Source organism: Hymenobacter sp. BT559 (assembly GCF_016427535.1).
In the GTDB taxonomy this organism is placed as follows: Bacteria; Bacteroidota; Bacteroidia; order Cytophagales; family Hymenobacteraceae; genus Hymenobacter.
Window position 1 is genome coordinate 472,374 of sequence record NZ_JAELXV010000001.1, and the last position, 21,183, is coordinate 493,556.

16 protein-coding genes are annotated in these 21,183 nt (G+C 60.7%); 13 read left to right on the forward strand and 3 right to left on the reverse strand.

The features are described 5' to 3' along the window. Positions 1-28 precede the first annotated feature (28 nt). Together JAO77_RS02030 and JAO77_RS02035 are read left to right on the forward strand one after the other, a co-directional pair. Positions 29-931: a ChaN family lipoprotein gene (locus JAO77_RS02030; RefSeq protein WP_198988604.1), complete on the forward strand. Its 903-nt coding sequence runs from the start codon at positions 29-31 to the stop codon at positions 929-931. A 50-nt stretch (positions 932-981) separates the two neighbouring features. Beyond that, positions 982-1,617: a hypothetical protein gene (locus tag JAO77_RS02035; protein ID WP_198988605.1), complete on the forward strand. Its 636-nt coding sequence runs from the start codon at positions 982-984 to the stop codon at positions 1,615-1,617. Between the two features lie 116 nt (positions 1,618-1,733). Here JAO77_RS02035 and JAO77_RS02040 read toward each other — a convergent pair whose 3' ends face one another. Next, positions 1,734-1,922: a hypothetical protein gene (locus tag JAO77_RS02040; protein ID WP_198988606.1), complete on the reverse strand. Its 189-nt coding sequence runs from the start codon at positions 1,920-1,922 to the stop codon at positions 1,734-1,736. Between the two features lie 173 nt (positions 1,923-2,095). Here JAO77_RS02040 and JAO77_RS02045 point away from each other — a divergent pair, with 173 nt between their 5' ends. Further along, entirely contained in the window at positions 2,096-3,418 is a 1,323-nt protein-coding gene (locus tag JAO77_RS02045; RefSeq protein ID WP_198988607.1) for a DUF2254 domain-containing protein, read from the forward strand. Positions 3,419-3,478: 60 nt separating this feature from the next. Here JAO77_RS02045 and JAO77_RS02050 read toward each other — a convergent pair whose 3' ends face one another. Next, a complete protein-coding gene (locus JAO77_RS02050) occupies positions 3,479-3,826 on the reverse strand; it encodes a HesB/IscA family protein (RefSeq protein WP_198988608.1) in 348 nt (115 codons plus the stop codon). A gap of 224 nt (positions 3,827-4,050) precedes the next feature. On the opposite strand from JAO77_RS02050, the gene JAO77_RS02055 reads away from it, so the two are divergent. Beyond that, positions 4,051-4,587, forward strand: coding sequence for a DUF7935 family protein (locus JAO77_RS02055; protein ID WP_198988609.1), 537 nt, complete (start codon positions 4,051-4,053; stop codon positions 4,585-4,587). A 51-nt stretch (positions 4,588-4,638) separates the two neighbouring features. Next, a complete protein-coding gene (locus tag JAO77_RS02060; protein ID WP_198988610.1) occupies positions 4,639-5,163 on the forward strand; it encodes a 5' nucleotidase, NT5C type in 525 nt (174 codons plus the stop codon). A 147-nt stretch (positions 5,164-5,310) separates the two neighbouring features. Here the strand turns inward: JAO77_RS02060 and bshA are convergent, their stop codons facing one another. Further along, the gene (bshA, locus tag JAO77_RS02065) at positions 5,311-6,447 is read right to left on the reverse strand and encodes an N-acetyl-alpha-D-glucosaminyl L-malate synthase BshA (RefSeq protein ID WP_198988611.1); all 1,137 of its coding nucleotides are present in this window, start codon (positions 6,445-6,447) and stop codon (positions 5,311-5,313) included. Between the two features lie 198 nt (positions 6,448-6,645). On the opposite strand from bshA, the gene JAO77_RS02070 reads away from it, so the two are divergent. The 8 genes from JAO77_RS02070 to JAO77_RS02105 all read left to right on the forward strand — a co-directional run bounded on the left by JAO77_RS02070 (position 6,646) and on the right by JAO77_RS02105 (position 21,183). Next, positions 6,646-8,142: a M28 family peptidase gene (locus JAO77_RS02070; RefSeq protein ID WP_198988612.1), complete on the forward strand. Its 1,497-nt coding sequence runs from the start codon at positions 6,646-6,648 to the stop codon at positions 8,140-8,142. Between the two features lie 37 nt (positions 8,143-8,179). Continuing rightward, positions 8,180-10,420, forward strand: coding sequence for a M3 family metallopeptidase (locus JAO77_RS02075; RefSeq protein WP_235998178.1), 2,241 nt, complete (start codon positions 8,180-8,182; stop codon positions 10,418-10,420). Between the two features lie 187 nt (positions 10,421-10,607). Then, positions 10,608-12,245 (forward strand): serine hydrolase, encoded by a 1,638-nt coding sequence (locus JAO77_RS02080; RefSeq protein ID WP_198988613.1) that lies wholly within the window; start codon positions 10,608-10,610, stop codon positions 12,243-12,245. Positions 12,246-12,537: 292 nt separating this feature from the next. Then, positions 12,538-14,877, forward strand: coding sequence for a S9 family peptidase (locus JAO77_RS02085; RefSeq protein ID WP_198988614.1), 2,340 nt, complete (start codon positions 12,538-12,540; stop codon positions 14,875-14,877). 129 nt (positions 14,878-15,006) lie between these two features. Continuing rightward, positions 15,007-17,475 carry a penicillin acylase family protein gene (locus JAO77_RS02090; RefSeq protein ID WP_198988615.1) on the forward strand — a complete coding sequence of 823 codons (2,469 nt, stop codon included), beginning with the start codon at positions 15,007-15,009 and terminating at the stop codon, positions 17,473-17,475. Between the two features lie 219 nt (positions 17,476-17,694). Beyond that, on the forward strand, positions 17,695-18,054 hold the full coding sequence (locus tag JAO77_RS02095; protein WP_198988616.1) for a hypothetical protein: 360 nt from the start codon (positions 17,695-17,697) through the stop codon (positions 18,052-18,054). A gap of 153 nt (positions 18,055-18,207) precedes the next feature. Beyond that, positions 18,208-20,094: a M1 family metallopeptidase gene (locus JAO77_RS02100; protein ID WP_235998179.1), complete on the forward strand. Its 1,887-nt coding sequence runs from the start codon at positions 18,208-18,210 to the stop codon at positions 20,092-20,094. An 18-nt stretch (positions 20,095-20,112) separates the two neighbouring features. Beyond that, a complete protein-coding gene (locus tag JAO77_RS02105; RefSeq protein WP_198988617.1) occupies positions 20,113-21,183 on the forward strand; it encodes an FUSC family protein in 1,071 nt (356 codons plus the stop codon).

Here is a 21,183-nt window from a genome sequence, read left to right on the forward strand (position 1 = left end):
GTTGGGTAAGTACTCTTCGCTGCCTCTTATGTGCATTTTTCCTTCTTCCGGCCACCTAGGGCGCCGCTGGCTGCTGTGGCTGTTGCCGCTGCTCAGCTTCACGCTGGCAGACCGGCCCGCCTACCGCCTCTTCACGGCCCAGGGCCAAGTGGCCGACTACGACCAGATGCTCGCCCAGCTGGCGCAGGCCGATGTAGTGCTTTTCGGCGAGCAGCACAATGACCCGATGGCCCATTGGCTAGCCTTACAGGTAGCCAAGGACTTGCAGCGCCTCAAGGGTCCCGGCAAGCTGGTCCTAGGTCTCGAAATGTTTGAGCGCGACGTGCAGCCGCTGGTGGCACAGTACGCCGCCGGCACCCTGCCCGATACGGCCTTCGAGCGCCAGAGCCGCCCCTGGCCCAACTACGCCACCGATTACCGTCCGCTTTTGCAGTTTGCCCGCCAGGAGAAAATAGCCGTGGTGGCCACCAACGCCCCGCGCCGCTACGCCCAGCAGGTGGCTCGCGGCTCGCTCACGGCCCTTGACGCGCTGCCCGCCAATGAGAAAAGCTACCTCGCACCGCTGCCGCTGAAGGTCGACTTTGAGTTGCCCGGCTACAAGAAAATGGCGGCTATGTTCGGCGATGCCACGGCCCACGGCGGAGGTGGGCGCACAATCATTCAGGCTCAGGCCTTGAAAGATGCTACCATGGCCTACACCATCCGCCGCAACCTAGGTGCCGGCCAAACGCTGCTGCACCTCAACGGCTCGTACCACTCCGATAATCACGATGGCATTGTGGCCTACTTGCGCGCCGACAATAAGAAGCCGCCGCGCGTGCAAACCCTGAGCGTGGTGTCCCAAAGCCAGCTGCAGCAGCTCGACCAAGCTAATGTGAATGTGGCTGACTACCTCATCGTAGTGCCCGAAGACATGACCAAAACGTATTGAGACTTGCTTGTCATGCTGCGCGTTGCATGACAGGCGCTTTTTAAAGCATTATGATTTCAACCTCCGACTACTCCGCTCTGCCGCCCGCCGCCGACTTGCAGCGCCTTTGCAAAGCCCTGGCCGTGCTCGACGCCATCAACTCGCCCGACTGGGAATACCGCTATTATTCCTACAACCCGGCCTGGAGCGACGATGAGCAAATCATGGAAATGCGCGATGGCGAAGGCGACCAAATGCTGGTGCTATTTCGCCCCGAAGGCTGCGTGATAAACGGCTACCTGCACGAGTATGACCAGCCCAGCAAGGCCCAGGTTACGCGCGGCCTGCCCGACGCGTTTAATGACTTCATGTTTGGCGAGCCCGTCAACTCCATTGGCACCACGTTTTGCCTCTGGTACACGCCCGCCCATGGCTGGCAGCGCGGCCTGGTGGAGAACGAGGACGACGGCTCCGAAGAGCTACTCTACATTTTTGATGGCCAGCCGGCTACCTATGCCGAGTGGGCCACGGAGTACTACACCGACGAAACCGACAAAAAGCCGGTGACCGCCGAAGCTGTGGCGCCCATTTATCGCCACGAGCCCGTGACCAAGGCCCGCGTGCTGGCGCTGACTGATGAAGTGGAAGACTGGACGATGCTCGCGACCGACCTGCAGGAAATCGGCTATCCTTACGAGTTTAGCTAGCCCCGCCTTACGCTTGGGAATAATGGCAGATTCAACTCGTGGCTTGGGCTTTATAGTTTGAGTGCGAGCAGAGCGAGCATACTACGTTCTAGACCGTTCGCCCTGATGACCCTGCCTTATTCGTCGCCTGGCTCAATCTTGGCTTTCTTGAGCGCGTCGGCGAGGCCTTTTTGCAGCTTGGCGCCCGATTCGGCTGGCGCATCTTCGGTTATCTTATACTGCTTCTTGAGCTGTTCCCAGTCCTCGATAGGTAGAAAAACGCCGGTGATGGTGCCTTTGGCGTCAGAGAGATACTTGATGTCCATAGGGTGTGTGGGGGAGGGGAGAAGTAGTGTGGAGCTAACCTAGCGCGGGCCGAGCCGTAGGCAAGTTACCCTCCACTACCGCTCAGCATGCAAAATTGTAGTACGCAAAGAACTTCACGAGCGCCGAAAACGGCGTACTACTTAAGCGCTGGCCCTCGGCGGCACCCCGCCTCATGAGCCGGGTGCAGCGCTGGTGGCTGGACCTCAATTCTAGCCTGTGGTTTGTGCCCAGCCTGATGGTGCTGGCGGCCGTACTGGCCGCCTATAGTCTGGTGCACCTCGATGATAGCATCGGCCACGAGTGGACGCAGCGCCACCCCCTGCTGTTTGGGGCCGGGGCCGACGGGGCGCGGGGCATGCTCTCGGCCATTGCCAGCTCCATGATAACCGTGGCGGGCCTCATCTTTTCGCTTACGCTCTCCACGCTGGCGCAGGTGTCGAGCCAATACACCTCGCGGCTGCTGCGCAACTTTATGCGCGACCGCCCCAACCAGGTGGTCATGGGCTTCTTTGTCAGCATATTCGTGTACTGTCTTATGGTGCTGCGCACCATTCGGGGCGGCGACCAAGGCGCCTTTGTGCCAAGCCTGGCGGTGGCTTTCGGGCTGCTGCTGGCGTTGGTGAGCATCGGCATGCTCATTTTCTTTATTCACCACATTGCCTCGTCTATCCAGGCTGCCAATGTGATAGGAGGCGCCGCTGCCGAAACCGAAAAGACCCTTAACAAGCTGTTTCCGACCGAGCTGGGCGAGGCAGCTACCCCCGCCGAAAAGGAGGATTTAGCTGACCTAGGGCCGCTAAACTGGGTGCCCATCGTGGCAGATGAATCGGGCTATATAGTGGGCATCGATGAGGAAGCATTGCTGGCTTTTGCCTGCGAAACTGATGCCGTGGTGCGCATGGAACACGCCATTGGTAGCTACGTCACCAAGGGTTCGCTGTTAGCGTCGGCAGTCGAATACCCGAATGCTAAGCGGCTGGTTGGTGAGGACAGCGCCGAGCGCATCAACAAAGCCTACAGCATTGGCAACCAGCGCACGCTCGACCAAGACGCAGGTTTTGGCCTGCGTCAATTGGTGGATATTGGCCTCAAAGCCTTGTCGCCGGGCATCAACGACACTAGCACGGCCGTGCTGTGCATCGACCGCCTAGGGTCGTTGCTGGCGCTGCTAGCCGGGCGCGACCTCGGCAACCCCGTGCGCGCCGAGGCGGGCGTGGTGCGCGTCATCGCGCAGCGCCCCGATTTTGCGAGCTACCTCGCCACTGCCTTCGACCAAGTGCGCGCCAACGCGGCCGAGGACCTAGCCATCTACCTGCGCCTGCTGGCAGCTCTGCGCACCGTGGCCCAGCGCACCAGCCGCCCCGCCTATCGCCAGGCCCTGCGCCAGCAGGCCGACCTAGCCCTGGCCGCCGCCGACAAAAACATCACTGTGCCCTATGAAAGCGAGCAGGTGCACCAGCAGTACCGGCTGCTGCGCCAGGCGCTGGACGCTTAAATAGCAAAAGCCTCCGCCCAAGGGCAGAGGCTTTCCAAAAATTGCAATCGAAACGCGGACCTAGGCCGAGAACGACGAGCCGCAGCCGCAAGTGCTTTTGGCCTGGGGATTGTTGAAGGTGAAGCCCCGGGCGTTGAGGCCATCCTGAAAGTCAACCTCCATGCCTAGTACGTACATGGCGTGCTTTTTATCCATGATGAGCTGCACACCGTCGAGGTCATAGATTTCGTCGTTGTCCTTCGCCTTATCGAAGCCGAGGAGGTAGCTCATGCCCGAGCAGCCACCGCCCTGCACCCCGATGCGCAAGCCGTAGTCGGCCGGCACGTTCTTTTCTTGAATAATATTCTTGACTTCAACTAAAGCGCGGGGCGTGAGGCCGATAGGCGCAACTTGAGTGGCGATAGCCATAGCGGTGCTGGTTTAGAATAAATACAGGGATAACAAAGATACATCAGCGCCGAGCCGATGCACTGCGGGGGAAACAGTGAAAACCCCGCCGCGGTTCACGCCGGCCGCCTAGGTGGGTTGGTGGCGCTAAGCTTGGGCCAATGCGGCCCCTTGCCTAGCTTGCCGCTCCTTAACCAACTCCTCGCGCATTCGTTAGGTAAGCCATATTTGCTTACCGCCCCGTTATGGATAGTACGACGTATCTCTTCGACCTCCTCAAAACCATTTTGCCGGCCATTATTGTGGCCGGAGCCATTTTCCTGCTCTTCCGCCAGTACCTCGAAAAAGAGCAGCAGCGCCGCCTCATCGAGCTGCGCCTCGACACCAGCAAAACCACCCTGCCGCTGCGCCTGCAAGCCTACGAGCGCGTGACGCTGTTTCTGGAGCGCATTTCGCCCAACAATATTTTGGTGCGGCTGGGTAGCGGCGGCCAAACGGCGGCCGACTACCACCGCCTGCTGCAACAGGAAATTCGGGCCGAGTTTGAGCACAATCTTTCACAGCAGCTCTACATCACGCCCGAAGCCTGGGACCAGGTGAAGCAAGCTAAGGAAAACGTGCTGACGATGATAAACCGCGCCTTCCACGGCCTGCCCAACCCCGGCCAGCTGCGCGGTACCGAGCTAGCCAAGCGCATCTTGGAAGGCCTCATGACCGACGCCGCCGACCCCACCGCCCACGCCCTCGACGTAGTGAAGCGCGAAGCTGCCCGCCTGTTTTAACCCAGCGCACCCAACCTAGGGCCCGACTTCGGAGTTAGAGAACCTATGACCATGAAACGAATTGCCATTGACATGGACGAGGTAATGGCTGATTCCATTGCCCGCTTCCAAGAGTGGTACGGCCGTGATTTTCAGCTAGAGCTGACCCTAGAGGCCCTGCACGGCAAGAACCCGCGCGATGTGGTGGCCCCCGAACATCAGCCCGCCCTGCGTGCCTACCCCAATGCCGAAGGCTTCTTCCGCGACCTGCCTGTTATCAAGGATAGCCAGCGGGTAATCAAGGCCCTGAGCGAGCGCTACGAATTGTTTATTGCCACGGCCGCGATGGAATTTCCTAATTCCTTTCTCGACAAATACCAGTGGCTGCAAAAGCACTTCGATTTTATTCCGTGGCCCAACTACGTGTTCTGCGGCGATAAAAGCATCCTCAACGCCGACTACCTCATCGACGACAACGCCTATAATTTCGAGCATTTCCGCGGCGAAGGCTTGCTGTTCGATGCTCCGCACAATGCTCTCGAAACCCGCTACCGCCGCGTGCGCGGCTGGCAGGAGGTAGCCGACATTTTGCTGTAGAGCGGAATAGACTTCCTACCAAAATAAAAACTGTCATGCTGAGCTTGCGAAGCATCTTATCACGCTAAGAACAACCATTCTAGCGTGGTAAGATGCTTCGCAAGCTCAGCATGACAGTTTTTATTTTGGTAGGAAGAAAAGATGCAACTAGCTGGCTTGCAGCGCCAGCTGCATGGCGCGCTCGTAGCAAGCTTCGTAAAGCGGCACGATGTTGCCCACGGCAAACTCTTCGGCGCGGGCGCGAGCGGCGGCTTTAAAGCGCGGTAAGTTCTCGTCGTCGAGCACGTAGAGGGCGTTGCGCACCATGTCGTCTACGTCGCCGATGTTGCTGAGCATGCCGGTTACGCCGTGCACGTTCAGCTCCGGGATGCCGCCGGCGTTGGTGCTCACCACGGGCACTTCGCAGGCCATGGCCTCAAGGGCGGCCAGGCCGAAGCTCTCGTTTTCGCTGGGCATCAAGAACAAGTCGCTGACGCTTAGTACCTCTTCCACGGCTTCAAGCTTACCTAGGAAGCGTACGTCGCGCTGGCAGTCGAGCTCGCGGGCTAGCTTCTCCATGCGGGTGCGGTCGGGGCCGTCGCCCACCAGCAAGAGCTTGGCCGGGATAGCTTGGCGCACGCCGGCGAAAATGCGCAGCACGTCTTCGACCCGCTTCACGGTGCGGAAATTGCTGGTGTGTAGCAATATTTTCTCGCCATCGGGGGCGATGGCGGTGCGGAAGTGGCTCTTTTCCTGCTTCTTGAAGCGGTGCAGGTCGATGAAGTTGGGGATGACCTCAATCTTGTGCTCGACCGGGAAGTACTCGTAAGTCTCGCGCCGCAAATCAGCCGATACCGACGTGACGCCGTCGCTCTGGTTGATGCTGAACGTGACTACCGGCTCGTAGCTGGCATCCTTGCCCACCAGCGTGATATCGGTGCCGTGCAGTGTAGTAACCACGGGCGCTGTAATTCCGCGCGAGCGCAGAATCTGCTTGGCGAGGTAGGCTGCCGAGGCGTGCGGAATGGCGTAGTGCACGTGCAGTACGTCGAGCTTTTCGTTTTGCACGATATCTACCATCTTGCTGGCCAGCGCCGACTCATAGGGCGGAAACTGGAAAAGCGGGTACGTAGGCACGTACACCTCGTGGTAAAAGACGTTTTCGTTGAAGAAATCGAGCCGCACCGGCTGGCTGTACGTGATGAAATGGACGCGATGGCCACGCTGGGCCAGGGCTTTGCCCAACTCGGTAGCTACCACGCCGGAGCCGCCAAAGGTGGGATAACAGACAATGCCGATGTTCATGGAAAAGGAAAGGTAGGCGAGAGGCTAACCAGATAGCGCGGCGGAGGTTTAGCGGCGTAAGGGTGGAGCATGAACGCAAGAAGTTGCGTAGGGTCTGGAAAAATCCAGCCGCGCCTTCTTTTAGTGTAAGCTGCGGGGTTGGTATATAATGAAGCCAGCGCTGCTTAACATTGTAGAAATCCCCCTCTAAAGCCTCATATGAAGTATACGCTATCCTTATTGGCGGCGCTAAGCCTATCCCTAGGTGCCCGGGCCCAGGCCCAGCGCAAGCCCGCGCCTGCCAAAGCCACCGCTGCCACCACCGACGCCCGCGCCGCCATTCGCGAAGCCGATATCAAGCGTGACCTCTACGCGCTGGCCGCCGACCACTACCGCGGCCGCGAGGCGGGCACGCTCGACGAGCTGCGCGCCTCGGCCTGGCTGGCCGAGCAGGCCCGCGCCATCGGCGCACAGCCAGCCGGCGATGATGGCACGTACTTCCAGTTCTTTGAGATTCAGCGCCTACGCCTTACCAAGAGCAGCCAGCTCAGCATAGGTAGCCATCGGTTGGCGCTCAACCACGACGCCATTTTGTTTGCCCCCATCAGCGCCACCGTAAACGCGCCGATGGTGTGGGTGGGCACCGGCACCGCCGCCGACCTGGCCAAAGTAGACGTGAAGGGCAAGGTCGTAGCCCTACAGTTTTCGGGTAGCGTGACGCCGGGCCTCAGCTTCCGGCGCTTCTTGGTGGCTACGCTGCGCGACCGCACGGCCGAGCTAGCCAAGGCCGGCGCGGTGGCCGTGGTGTTTGTAGGCGATGCCCGCGCCCAGGCCGTGTACGAGCACTGGGGCCATACCTACGAGCGCGGCCGCTACGACCTGCCCGGCGGCCCCAACGTGCAGGTAACCGCCCCCGTGCCCACCATCTGGCTGCCCGCCAGTGCCCTAGGGTGGGCGCAGCAGTCCGGCCAGCAGTTTGCGGCCACACTCCAGCTCGAAAGCTTCAAGTACCCCTCGGTGAACGTGCTGGCCAAAATACCGGGCACCGATGCGCAGTTGAAGTCGCAGTACGTGCTCTTTGGCACGCACCAGGACCACGACGGCGTGCGCGAGGCCGTGGCCGGCGACTCTATCTACAACGGTGCCGACGACAACGCCACCGGTTGCTCGGCGGTGCTAGCCATCATGCGGGCCTTCAAGCAGAAGCCGGGGCGACGCTCGGCGCTATTCGCGTTCCAGGGTGCCGAGGAGCGCGGGCTCCTAGGGTCGCGCTACTACTCAGCGCACCCGATAGTAGGCGAAAAGAACATCGTGGCGGTGTTGAATGCCGAAATGATGGGCCGCAACGCCCCCGATAGCGCCTCGCTGCTCGGCCGCCAGCGCCCCCACCGCAACTCGCTCGACCTCGTGACCACCGCCCTGGCCGCCAACCAGCGTGGGCCGCAGTTCAAGCTCGATACCCTCTGGGACCGCGCCGACCATCCGGAGGGCTGGTTCTTCCGGTCTGATAACCTGCCCTATGCGCGCCTAGGTATCCCGGCGCTCAGCTACACCACCGTACTGCACCCCGACTACCACACGCCCCGCGATGAGCGCGAGCGTATCAATTACCCCAAGCTCACCAAAATGACGCTCTGGATGTACCTCACCGGCTGGGCCGTAGCCAACCGCACCGAGCAGCCGGCCCGCGACAAGGACTTCAAGCTGGAGCGCTAGTCTGCGCGTCATTTTAGATTGCCATTTACTCTCCTCTATGCCGTTTTCTTCTTTTTACTACCGGTCCGCGTTTCTCGCTACCCTAGGGCTGGCCCTAACTGCTATGTCTCTAACCAGCACGGCGCAAACGCCCGCGGCGGGCGCCGCGTCGGTCACGCTGCATACCAATCAGGCCCCGCTGCTCGCGCCCTGGGGCGGCCCGCACGGCGGCGTGCCATCCTTCGACAAAATAAAGGTGGCTGATTTTAAGCCCGGGCTGGAGGCCGCGATGGCCGAAAACTTGGCTGAAATCGCAGCCATCGCCAATAATCCCAAGCCGGCCACTTTCGACAATACCATCGTGGCGCTGGAGCGCAGCGGTGGCACCCTAGACCGAGTGCAGGCCGAGTACGGCGTCTGGAAAACGACCTTGAATGATAAGGCCTTTGGCGCGGTAGAAACCGAGATGGCGCCCAAAATGGCGGCTTTCAGCGACCAGATTTCGCAGAACGCGGCGCTGTTCAAGCGTATCGAAGCGGTGTATAAAGACCCCGCCACCAAGAAGCTCACGCCCGAGCAGCAGCGCCTGGTGGAGGTGCGTTACAAGGCGTTTGTGCGGGCAGGCGCCAAGCTCGACGCGCCGGCCAAGACGCGGCTCTCGCAAATAAACCAGCAGTTGGCGGGCCTCTTTACCAAGTTTTCGCAGAACGTGCTAGCCGACGAGGCCGACTCGGTACTGGTGCTGAAAACCGAGAAGGACCTAGGGGGCCTGCCGGCCTCGCTGCGCGAAGCGGCCAAAACCACGGCCACCACGCGCCAAGTGGCCGCAGCGGGCGTTATTACCAACACCCGCTCTAGCATCGACCCGTTTTTGACGTACTCCGACCAGCGGGCGCTGCGCGAAAAGGCCTGGCGCATGTTCACAAATCGGGGCGATAATGGCGGCGCGCACGACAATAACGCCCTCATTACCCAAATTTTGCAGCTGCGTGCCGAGCGGGCCAAGCTGCTGGGCTACAAGACCCACGCCCATCTGCGCCTCGACAACACGATGGCCAAAACGCCCGAGGCCGCCATGCAGCTGATGCTGGATATGTGGAAGCCCGCCGTGGCCCGCGTGCACGAGGAAGTGGCCGACATGCTGGCGCTCGCCAAGAAAGAAGGCGCCCCGGCCGACTTCAAAATCGAGCCCTGGGACTACCGCTACTACGCCGAGAAGGTGCGTAAGGCGCGCTACGACCTCGACCAAAACGAAGTGAAGCAGTACTTGCAGCTCGATAAGATGCGCGAGGGTATGTTTTGGGTGGCCGGCGAGCTGTTCAACTTTGCCTTTGTGCCCGCGCCCGACGTGCCCGTGTACCACCCCGACGTGAAGGTGTGGCAGGTAAACGACCGCACCACCGGCAAGCAGGTGGGTCTCTGGTACTTTGACCCCTACGCCCGGCCCGGCAAAAACTCGGGCGCCTGGATGAACGCCTACCGCAAGCAGGAGCGCCTCGACGGCAAGCCCGTGACCACCATCGTGTCGAACAACTCGAACTTCGTGAAGGGCAAGGATGGCGAGCCGGTGCTCATTTCCTGGACCGATGCCACCACGCTGTTTCACGAGTTTGGGCACGCCCTGCACGGGCTGTCGAGCAACGTGACCTACCCCACGCTCTCAGGCACGAGCGTGGTGCGCGACTACGTGGAGTTTCCGTCGCAGCTGCTCGAAAACTGGCTGCCCACGCCCGAGGTGCTCAACCGTTTTGCCCTGCACTACCAGACTGGCAAGCCGATTCCGCAGGTTTTGGTAGACCGCATCAACAAGGCCAGCACCTTCAACGAAGGCTTTGCTACGACCGAGTTTTTGGCCAGCGCCCTCGTCGATATGAAGCTGCACCTGGCCGGCGACCAGAAAATCGACCCCGACAAATTTGAGCGCGAGACGCTGGCCGAGCTGGGTATGCCGCACGAGTTGGTGATGCGCCATCGCACGCCGCAGTTTAGCCACGTGTTTTCGAGCGATGGCTACTCGGCGGGTTACTACTCCTACCTGTGGTCGGTGGTGCTGGCGGCCGATGGCTTCAGCGCCTTCACCGAGGCCGGCGGGCCCTACGACAAGGCCGTGGCCGCCCGCCTGCGCCAGCACGTGTACACCGTCGGCAATACCGTGGACCCGGCCGTGGGCTACCGCGCCTTCCGCGGGCGCGACCCCAAGGTGGATGCCCTGATGAAGCAGCGCGGCTTTCCGCTGAGCGGTGCAGCTGCGGCGCCCGCTAAGCCTGCTGGTGCCAAGGCTGCCCCGAAGCGCAAATAGCCCTAGGTGTCCATTTTTATTGATAGAAAGCCCCAGCGATGGGGCTTTCTTTTTGTCAGTTAACTCCTATCTGGAAAATATAATCGTGCTATCCTGACGTGGGGGCAGGGGGCGAGACGCACCGGCCCCTACCGTCCTGTTTTTAGTCGATATTGTGCAGAATTTTTCAATCTTCACTTTACTGCTGATGAAAACAGTACTACTGCCCAACGTGGCGGCAGGCTTTCTCCCTAGGAAAAAACTTCGCCCCCTGCTCGCCGCCCTCGGGCTGCTACTCGCCGGCCCCGCGCTGGCCCAAACCGCCCCGCCCGTTACGGCACACCTCGACGTAGCGGGCGTGGATGCCGTGGTGGCTCGCACCCTCAAAGAATTTAACGTGCCCGGCATCTCGGTGGCGGTGGTGAAAGATGGACAAGTGGTAATGGCCAAAGGCTACGGCGTGCGCTCGCTGAAAAGCAAGGAGCCGATGGACGCTAATACACTGGTCGGCATTGCCTCTAACACCAAAGCCTTCACCGCTGCCGCCCTAGGGCTGCTAGTGGACGAGGGCAAGCTGAAGTGGGACGACAAGGTGACCGACTACATCCCCGAGTTCCGTATGTACGACCCCTACGTGACGGCCGAGTTCACGGTGCGCGACCTGCTGACGCACCGCAGCGGCATGGGCCTGGGCGCGGGCGATTTGATGTTCTTCCCCGATTCCAGCAACTTCACGGTGAAGGACGTGATTCACAACCTGCGCTATTTCAAGCCGGTGTCGTCGTTTCGCAGCAAGTACGACTACGACAATAACCTCTACATCGTGGCCGGCGAGGTAGTGACGCGCATCGCGGGCCAGCCCTGGGCCGATTTTGTAGAAAGTCGCCTGCTGAAGCCCCTGGGCATGACGCGTACTGCTACCGATTTTACGCGCCTGCCCGACCCCACCAACGTCATCGACGCCCACGGCCCGGTTGAGGGCAAAGTGCAGGTTATTCAGCGCGACCGCAGTACGTTTGCCGCACCCTGCGGCGGCATGTACAGCAGTGTCAACGACCTGAGCAAGTGGCTACTGATGCTAATGGGTGGCCCTGGCGCCCCGGCGCCGCTGCTCAAACCCAAAACGCAGTGGGAGCTATGGTCGCCGCAAACCATCCTGCCAATAGGAGGGCCAGTGCCAGAAAAGTATAAGCCTTACAGCTACAATACCCACTTTTCGGCTTACGGACTGGGCTGGTTTCTGCGCGATGTGCGGGGCTACAAAGAAGTAGCCCACACCGGCGGCGAGATTGGAATGGTAACCGAAGTAAAGATGATTCCGGAGCTGCACCTGGGCATTATTGTACTCACCAACCAGGAAAGCGGGGCGGCCTTCACGGCCATTTCAACCACCATCGAGGACCACTACTTCGGTATGAAGGGCCTGGACCGCGTGAAGTTGATGGCCGACGCTATAAAAGAATACCAGTCCGACGATGCCAAGGAGCTGGCCGCCGTGTGGCAGCAAGTAGCCACCGCCCAAAAAGCCGCGTCCAAAAAGTCCGACTACAAAGCCTACGTGGGCCGCTACCACGACGCCTGGCTCGGCGACGTGAACGTGTACCAGCAGGGCCAGCAGCTATGGCTGCGCGCCGTGCGGGCGCCCCGGCTGGTGGGCCAGGTGTTGCCCTACCGCGGCAGCACCTTTGCGGTGCGCTGGAAAGCCCGCAGCTTCAACGCCGATGCGTTCGCCACCTTCGCCCTCGATGACCAGGGACGGGCCACGGGCTTCAAGATGAAGCCGATTTCGCCCGCCACTGATTTCAGCTACGACTTTCAGGATTTGGATTTGCAGCGGGTGGAGTAGGGGCGCGTGGTAGCTGTAAGCCGATAGTTATTTGTAAGAAAGCCCTGGCAGCGGGGCTTTCTCTTTGTCCTATGTGACTTTCTTGGTCAGCCAAAAGCACTTGTCCTTGCGAGCGCAACGAAGCAATCGCATCAAGACGAGCCCTTCGGGTGCGATTGTTTCGCTGCGCTCACAAGGACAGGCAGTGTAGTGTAATTAATGACAGGCCCTAGGCCGGTGCAACCGTTGGGCAAAGCGCGCTACCTTTCGACTTTGAATAATACCAACATTTAGCCTGCTCCCCACCAAGCTTATGCCCCAATCTGTACCGGGCCTCGTGGTTGCCGCCACACTTTTCGTTTCTACCGCGGCTGTGGCCCAGCAGCGGCCCGTCCTCACCGACCAGGACTACGCCCGCGCCGAGCGGTTTATGATTTACCACACTCAGCCGCTGGTAGATGGCACGCCCGGCCAGCCGCACTGGCTGGCAAATGACCAATTCTGGTATCGCGTGCCCACGGCCAAGGGCAGCGAATACGTGCTGGTAGACCCGGCCCGCAAGACCCGCACCGCCGCCTTCGACCACGCCAAGCTGGCCGCCGCGCTCTCCACGGCTACCGGCAAAACCTACGAGGCCAACCGTTTGCCGTATCTGGACCTCACATTTTCGCCCGATGGCAAGTCAGTAGCCTTTGCGGCCGCTGGCAAGAGCTGGCAATACGACCTAGGTAGCGGGAAGCTAAGCCCCGACGCTACACCGGCCGCCCAACCTAACTCTAACGCCCGCAACGAAGTCGAGTCGCCCAACGGCCAGCTCGCCGCCTATATTAAGGACTACAACCTGTGGGTGCGCGACACGAAAACTGGCCAGAGCACCCAACTCACCACCGACGGCGTGAAGGACTACGGCTACGCCACCGATAACGCTGGCTGGACCCATAGCGACGCGCCGGTGCTACGCTGGTCGCCCGACTCGCGCAAAATTGCCACCTTCCGACAAGACCAGCGCAAGGTAGGCGACATGTACCTCGTGACCACCAACGTTGGCCACCCCAAGCTCGAAGCCTGGAAATACCCACTGCCAGGCGACAAAGACATCGCCATGATAGAGCGGGTAATCGTGGAAGTGAACAGCCCGAAAGTGGTGCGCCTGCAAGTGGCACCCGACCCGCACCGCGGCTCGCTCTCGGACGATATTTCGAGCAGCGGCACCTTCGACGACGTGGATTGGAGCCCCGACGCTAGCCAGCTAGCCTTCGTTTCGACCTCGCGCGACCACAAGCAGGAGAAGCTGCGTGTGGCCGACGCCGCCACCGGCGCGGTGCGTGAGGTGTTCGAAGAAACCGTATCCACGCAGTACGAATCGGGTCAGCGCGCCATCAACTGGCGCTATCTGCCCAAGGCCAAAGAAGTTATTTGGTACTCGGAGCGCGACAACTGGGGCCACCTCTACCTCTACGACGCCGGCAGCGGCAAGGTGAAGCGCCAGATTACGAAGGGCAATTTCGTGGTGACGCAGCTGCTGCAAGTAGACGAGGTCAAGCGCCAGCTCTACTTCCTGGCCGATGGCCGCGAGCCCGGCAACCCCTACTTCGCGCACCTCTACCGCATCGGGCTCGATGGCAAGGGGCTAACCCTGCTCACGCCCGAAGCCGGCAACCACCAAGTGGCGCTAGCGCCCTCAGGCCGCTACTTCGTGGACACCTACTCGCAGCCCGACAAACCGGGCGCCACGGTACTGCGCGGAGCCGATGGCAAGCTGATTTCGACCCTAGAGAAAACCGATATTTCGCGCCTCACCGCCACCGGCTGGAAGGCGCCCACGCCCATCACGGTGAAAGCCCAGGATGGCAAAGACGACCTCTACGGCCTCATGTTCACGCCCACGGTGCTGGACCCGGCCAAGAAGTACCCCATTATCAACTACATCTACCCCGGTCCGCAGGGTGGGGGTGTGGGCAACTGGTCGTTTTCGGCCGCCCGCAACGACAACCAAGCACTGGCTGAGCTGGGCTTCGTGGTGGTCGTGATTGAGGGTAGCTGCAACCCGCTGCGCAGCAAGAGCTACCATGATGCCTGCTACGGCAACATGGCCGAAAACACCCTAGGTGACCAAGTGAGCGGCATGCGGCAGCTTGCGAAGAAATACCCTTACATCGACCTGGAGCGGGCTGGTATTTGGGGCCACTCGGGCGGCGGCTACGCCACGGCGGCGGCCATGTTCCGCTACCCCGATTTCTTTAAAGTCGGCATCTCGGAATCGGGTAACCACGAAAACCGCAACTACGAAGACGACTGGGCCGAGCGCTACATTGGCCTGCTCAAAAATAACCCCGACGGCACCACTAATTACGACAACCAGGCCAACGCCACCTTTGCCAAGAATCTCAAAGGCAAGCTGATGCTGGCTCACGGCCTCATGGACGACAATGTGCCGCCCTACAACACCTGGCTGGTAGTAGAGGCCCTCACCAAAGCCAACAAGAGCTACGACCTGGTAGTATTCCCCAATGCCCACCACGGTTTCGCTCAGTACTCACCCTATATGATGCGCCGCCGCTGGGACTATTTCGTGCAACATCTGGCCGGCGCCCAGCCGCCTCACGACTACCAGATGCAGCCCACGCCCGACCCACGCAACGCAGTGCAGTAGATTCTATCTGTCATTGCGAGCGCAGCGAAGCAATCGCACCAGAGCGGTACCTAGGAGGTGCGGTTCAACAGGTGCGATTGCTTCGCTACGCTCGCAATGACAAACGTCTTTTTAGTATCCTGGCACACCATGCTCCACTGGATTAAAGCCCTGCTCGCCCTCGCCGCCACTGTAGCGCTGACCTGGGCGCTGAATACCAAGCACGGCAACCTGCCGCCCTTCGGTAAGCTGCTGAGCCCATTCCGGGGCTTTTGGCAAAACGGTGAAGCGGCCGATGCATTCGCCGCGCCCCAAACGCTACAGCTGCCAGGCCTGCAAGCGCCCGTGCAGGTGCGCTACGACGACAAGCGGGTGCCGCACGTATTCGCCCAAGACGACCACGACCTGTACTACGCTCAGGGCTACCTCACGGCGCAGGACCGGCTGTGGCAGATGGACTTTATCACGCACGTAGCCGCCGGCCGGTTGGCCGAAATAGTAGGGCCGGGCCGCCTCGAAACCGACCGGTTTTTCCGGCGCATGGGCCTAGCTTATGGGGCGCGCAAGTCGCTCGATTCGGCCATGACTGACCCAGTGAGCCGCTTGGTACTGACGTCGTACTCTGATGGGGTGAATGCTTATATCAAGACGCTTACCCCGAAAACAATGCCCTTCGAGTACAAGCTGCTCGACTACGCGCCTGAGCCCTGGGAGCCGTTGAAGTGTGCGTTGATTTTGAAGTACATGGCTTTCGATTTGAGCGGCCGCTCCGACGACCTGCGCATGAGCAATGCGCTGGCCAAATACGGCCCGGCCGTGGTTAAAGACCTGTTTCCCGACTACCCGGTGCAGGAAGACCCCATTGTGCCCGTGGGCACGCCGCTCGACTTTACGCCGCTGCCGGTGCCGGCCACGCCGCCTGGCTTCGCGGCGGCCATGTCAGGCCTGGTGCCGCAGCACGAGCCCGACCCCGAACTGGGTTCCAACAACTTCGCAGTGAGCGGAGCCAAGTCGGCCACCGGCTATCCGCTGCTGGCCAATGACCCGCACTTGCAGCTCAATTTGCCCAGCATCTGGTATCAGGTGCAGCTGGCCGCACCCGGCGTCAACGTGTACGGCGTGAGTATTCCGGGCGTGCCGTTTGCCATTATCGGTTTCAACGAGCAAGTAGCTTGGGGCGTCACCAATGTGGCCGCCGACGTGGTGGACTGGTACCAACTGAAGTTCAAGGATAATACCCGGCGCGAGTACTGGCATGATGGCCGCTGGAAACCAGTGCGCCGGGTGGTGGAGCGCATCAAGGTGCGCGGCCAGCCCGACCGCCTCGATACGGTGCTCTACACCCACCATGGTCCCATCGTGTACGACAAGCCAGAAAAGCCCTTTTTACCAGGCCAGGTGCCCGTGGCTCATGCCATGCGCTGGACTGCGCACGATGCGGCCAACGAGTTTCAGACCTTCTACCGCCTCAACCGCGCCCGCAATTATCAGGACTACACAACGGCGCTCAGTACTTACGGCACACCCGCTCAGAACTTTATTTTCGCCAGTGCCGACAAGGACATCGCCATCTGGCCCAACGGTCGCTTCCCGCTGAAGTGGCGCGACCAGGGCAAGTTTATCCTCGACGGCACCGACCCGGCCTACGACTGGCAGGGCTGGATTCCGGCTGCCCAAAACCCGCACGTAAAGAATCCGCCGCGTCAGTTTGTGTCGTCGGCCAACCAGTTTTCAACCGGCCCCGACTACCCGTACTACCTGAACTGGAACTACGGCGATGGCACCTACGACCGCTCGCACCGCATCAATACGCGGCTGGCGCGCATGACGCAGGCCACGCCCGACAGCCTGCGGGTGCTCCAAAATGACAACCTCAACCTCACGGCTCAGTTGCTGATGCCACGCTTGTTGGAGCTGGCCGCTGGCCCCACCAACGGCGACACGCTAGTAGCTGCCGCCTCGCCCGAGGCCCAGGTGCTAGCCGAAATGCGCCGGTGGAACTACCAGTACAATGCCGATGCGCTAGCGCCCAGCGTGTACGACCTTTGGTACAATGACTTAGTAAGGCGTATTTGGGGCGATGACTTCGGGGCGAAAGCCACGGGCCTGGAAATGCGTTACCCCGCCCGCGACCGCACCAAACAGTTGTTACTGCACGAGGAAAACAGCCCTTGGATAGACGACCGCCGCACCCCGCAGCGCGAAACCCTGCCGCAGTTGGTGCGCCGCAGCCTGCGCTTCGCTACCGACTCGCTCACCCGCAAATACGGCACCCTAGGTCCTAAATGGGCATGGAAAAACCAGAAAAGCACCGACATCCTGCATATTCTCCAGCTACCTGGCTTCGGCCATATGGACCTGGACTGCGGCGGCGGTGCGGGCATCGTAAATGCTACTTCCGAGCGCAACGGTCCCTCATGGCGCATGGTGGTGGCCCTAGGGCCACAGGTACGTGCCTACGGCGTTTTTCCGGGCGGCCAAAGCGGCAACCCTGGCTCGGCGGCCTACGACGACATGCTCGAAACCTGGCGCGTGGGCCAGCTCAACGAGCTGGTATTTCTGCGTTCGGCCACCGAGGCCAACCCGCGTGTACGGGGTAGCTGGACGTTGGCGAAGTAGACTGGCTTACTCAGTTGCAAACACTGAAAACTGTCTGTCATGCTAAGCTTGCGAAGCATCTCAATCGCTGCGTTGTTGGCGCAATCAAAAAGCGTTGGTCATGCAGCGCGCAGCGGAGCATCTCGCTCGCTTCGTTGCTAGCGTCAGAGATTACTGCGCCACGCGAGATGCTCCGCTGCGCGCTGCATGACCTACCTCGATGAAAATACACCTAATATCATGAAGCTTTTTATCTCGATTCTGCTACTGGCTTTCCTCACGCAGCTTTTCCTGCCCTGGTGGGTTATTGCGCCGCTGTGCTTTGCCCTGGCAGCCGCACTGGGTAGCACAGGCGGCCGGGCATTCGGGGCGGGCTTTGCGGGTATCGGGCTGGGCTGGCTGCTAATGGCGGCTTGGCTCAATTTTAACAGCGCCAGCATCCTGAGCCACCGAGTGGCGCAGCTGCTGCCGCTGGGTGGCCAAGGTTGGGTGCTAGTGCTGCTCACGGCTGTGCTTGGTGGGCTGGTGGGCGGTGTGGCGGCACTGGCGGGCTGCTGGGTGCGGCAGGCGGCCGGGGTGGGGCGCGGGCGCGCGGCCTAACTTTGTGCCGGGCTTCTTGGCCTCGCTAAAGCAGCCGTTGAGTGACCTAGGGGCGCAATGCATTGCCGTCCGTAAGCGTATGCTGGTGCCAGGCGCGAGGCATGGGGTTTCTATTGCCTTTTGCGCTTCGTTATATTCTCTTTTGACCCGTTGTTGAAAAAGCTTCCTTTTCTTGGCTCCGTGCTGGCCCTAGGGCTGGCCTACACCACTAGCCTGGCCCAAGCGCCGCTGCCCATGCCGCGCAACCTGCGCGCCACTTACGACCGGGGCACGCGCTCGCCCACCGGCCAGCCGGGCCCCAAGTACTGGCAAAACACGGCCGACTATACCATTAAGGTCAACTTCGACCCCGGCACGCGGTTGGTAGCGGGCACTGTCAATATTGCCTACCAAAACAATAGTCCCGATTCGCTACGCCAGCTATGGTTTAAGCTTTACCCCAATATCTACCAGAAGGGTGCCCCGCGCTCGGGCAAGTTTGCACCCGAAGACCTGAGCGATGGCGTTAAAATCGCGCAGCTTAGCATTAATGACCAAGCGCTGGATGTGAGCCAGTTGGCCATCGATAATACCAACATGAAGGTAGCATTGCCGCGCGCCCTAGGTACCCGGCAGGCGGCTCAAGTATCCATTACGTATTCGTACACGCTCAACAAGGGCTCGCACCAGCGCACGGGTGAGGTCGAGCCGGGGGCGGCGTTTGTGGCGTACTTCTTCCCGCGCATTGCGGTGTATGATGACATCGATGGTTGGAACCGCATTCCGTACACCGGCGGGCCGGAGATGTATAATGACTTCTGCCACTTCGCGGTCGATATCACGGTGCCGCGCAACTTCCTGGTTTGGGCCACCGGTGACCTGACTAATGCCGACCAGGTGCTCACCAAAAAGTACCTAACCCGCCTGCGCACCGCCGAGAAGAAGGATGGCTTTACGACTATCATCGACAGCACCGAGGCGCGGCGACATGATGCCACGGCGCCCAACGCGCAAAACACGTGGCACTTCGACGCCCGCGACGTGACGGACTTCGTCTTTGCTACCGCCGACCACTACGTGTGGGACGCCAGCAGCCTCGTGGTAGACCCCGCCACCAAGCGCCGCACCCGCGTCGATGCCGTGTACAATGCCAAGCACGAAGACTTTCGGGAAGTAGCCAAGTTTGGGCGCCGCACAGTGGAGGCCATGAGCTACACCTTCCCCAAGTGGCCGTTTCCCTACTCGCACGAAACGGTGTTCGACGGCCTCGACCAGATGGAGTACCCCATGATGGTGAACGACAACCCCACTAGCACCCGCGAGGACGCCATCACGCTCACCGACCATGAGATTTTTCACACGATGTTCCCGTTTTACATGGGCATCAACGAAACCAAGTACGGCTGGATGGACGAAGGCTGGGCCACCATCGGCGAGTGGCTGATTTCACCCCTCATCGACCCCAAGCTAGTTGATGACTACGGCATGGTGCCCTACGCCCGCGCCGCCGCTACGGAGGACGACCTGCCCATCGTGACCCTGACCACGCAGCAAACTGGCACGCCGTTCTTCCTCAACTCGTATCCCAAGCCCGGCCTAGGGTACTTGTACGTCAAAGATTTGCTCGGCGACGAGCTGTTTACCAAGGCACTGCATACCTACATCCGCACCTGGCACGGCAAGCACCCGATGCCCTACGACTTCTTCTACTCGATGAATGCCGGAGCAGGTCAAAATCTCGATTGGTTTTGGCAGCGTTGGTTTTTCGACGGCGGCTACCCCGACCTAGGTATCACGAGTGTGACCTCGGCCACCGGCAGCACTGCTGGCGAAATAGTGGTCACGGCCAAGGGCAGCAAGCCTGTGCCGGTAGACCTCACCGTGACTTTTGCCGACGGTAGCACTGAGAAGCTGCACCGTACCATCGCGGTGTGGCAGAGCGGCGCTACTAGCGTAAAAGTCCCCGTGGCTGGTCGCAAAGCTATCAGCAAAGTGGCCCTAGGTAGCCTCTACGTGCCCGATAGCTACCCTGCCGATAATGCGTGGGCGGCTTCGCAGTAAGCCTACATTATCGCTGCTATGCTACAGCCGTTGTTCGAGTTTCGCTCTACCACCCGGCCCTGGCACTTCCCAATATTGGCCGGGTTGAGCGTGGGCCTGCCGCTGCTGGCGGGCCACTGGGCCGGTAACCTGGCCGGTGGCAAACTGGCCTCGCTGGCTGGCCTGGTCATCTTGTACACCAACTATGAGGCTGGGCTGCTGCCCCGCATGTTGACCCTGATGACCTGCTCATTTGGCATTTTGGTGTCGTTTGCGGTTGGGTTGCTGTGCGGGGGGCATCCATTGCTGATGGCAGGCGGCCTAGGCGTCTTTGCCGCAGTGCTGCACGTGGTTATCTATTACCTAAAGCTGTACCGCCCGCCGGGTAATTTCTTCTTTATTATGATTGCTTCGGTAGCGGCCTGCTTACCGTATGAACTAGCGAGCCTGCCCGCCCGCGTCGGCTATGTGGCGCTGGGCACCATGCTGGCCTGCGGGCTAGGGCTATTATATAGCCTGCTAGCGCTGCGCAGCCAGGCTCCGGCTTCCGTAGTTGCTGCGCTGCCCAAAGGTCGGGTAGTCAATCTAGTGGAGGCGCTCACGTTTGGTGGCTTCGTGGGGCTGTCGCTGCTGCTAGCTTCCTGGCTGCACCTCGACACGCCCTACTGGGTGCCCGTGTCGTGCATGGCCGTTATGCAGGGTGTAAGCACTGTACATGTGTGGCAGCGCGGCGCGCAGCGAGTACTCGGGACTCTGGTGGGGTTGGGGCTAGCCTGGGCGGTGTTGCAATTGCACCCGTCGTTGCTCAGCATCGGGGTGGCTATTGTGGGGCTGCAAATTGTGGTCGAAGTATTTATCGTGCGCAACTATGCCGTGGCGGTGGTATTCCTCACGGTGCTTACCATCTTCCTGGCCGAGTCGGATGCCGCACTCCTACATGATTCCAACGGCTTGTTGCGTGCGCGGGGCCTCGACATACTGCTCGGCAGTGCCCTAGGTGCCGTAGGCGGCTGGGTGCTCTACCACGAGCGCCTACACGCATTGGCCGCCCGGCAGGCGCGGCGCACCCGCATGTTGCTGGGCCGGCAGCGCAAGCGCACAGCCTCCTAA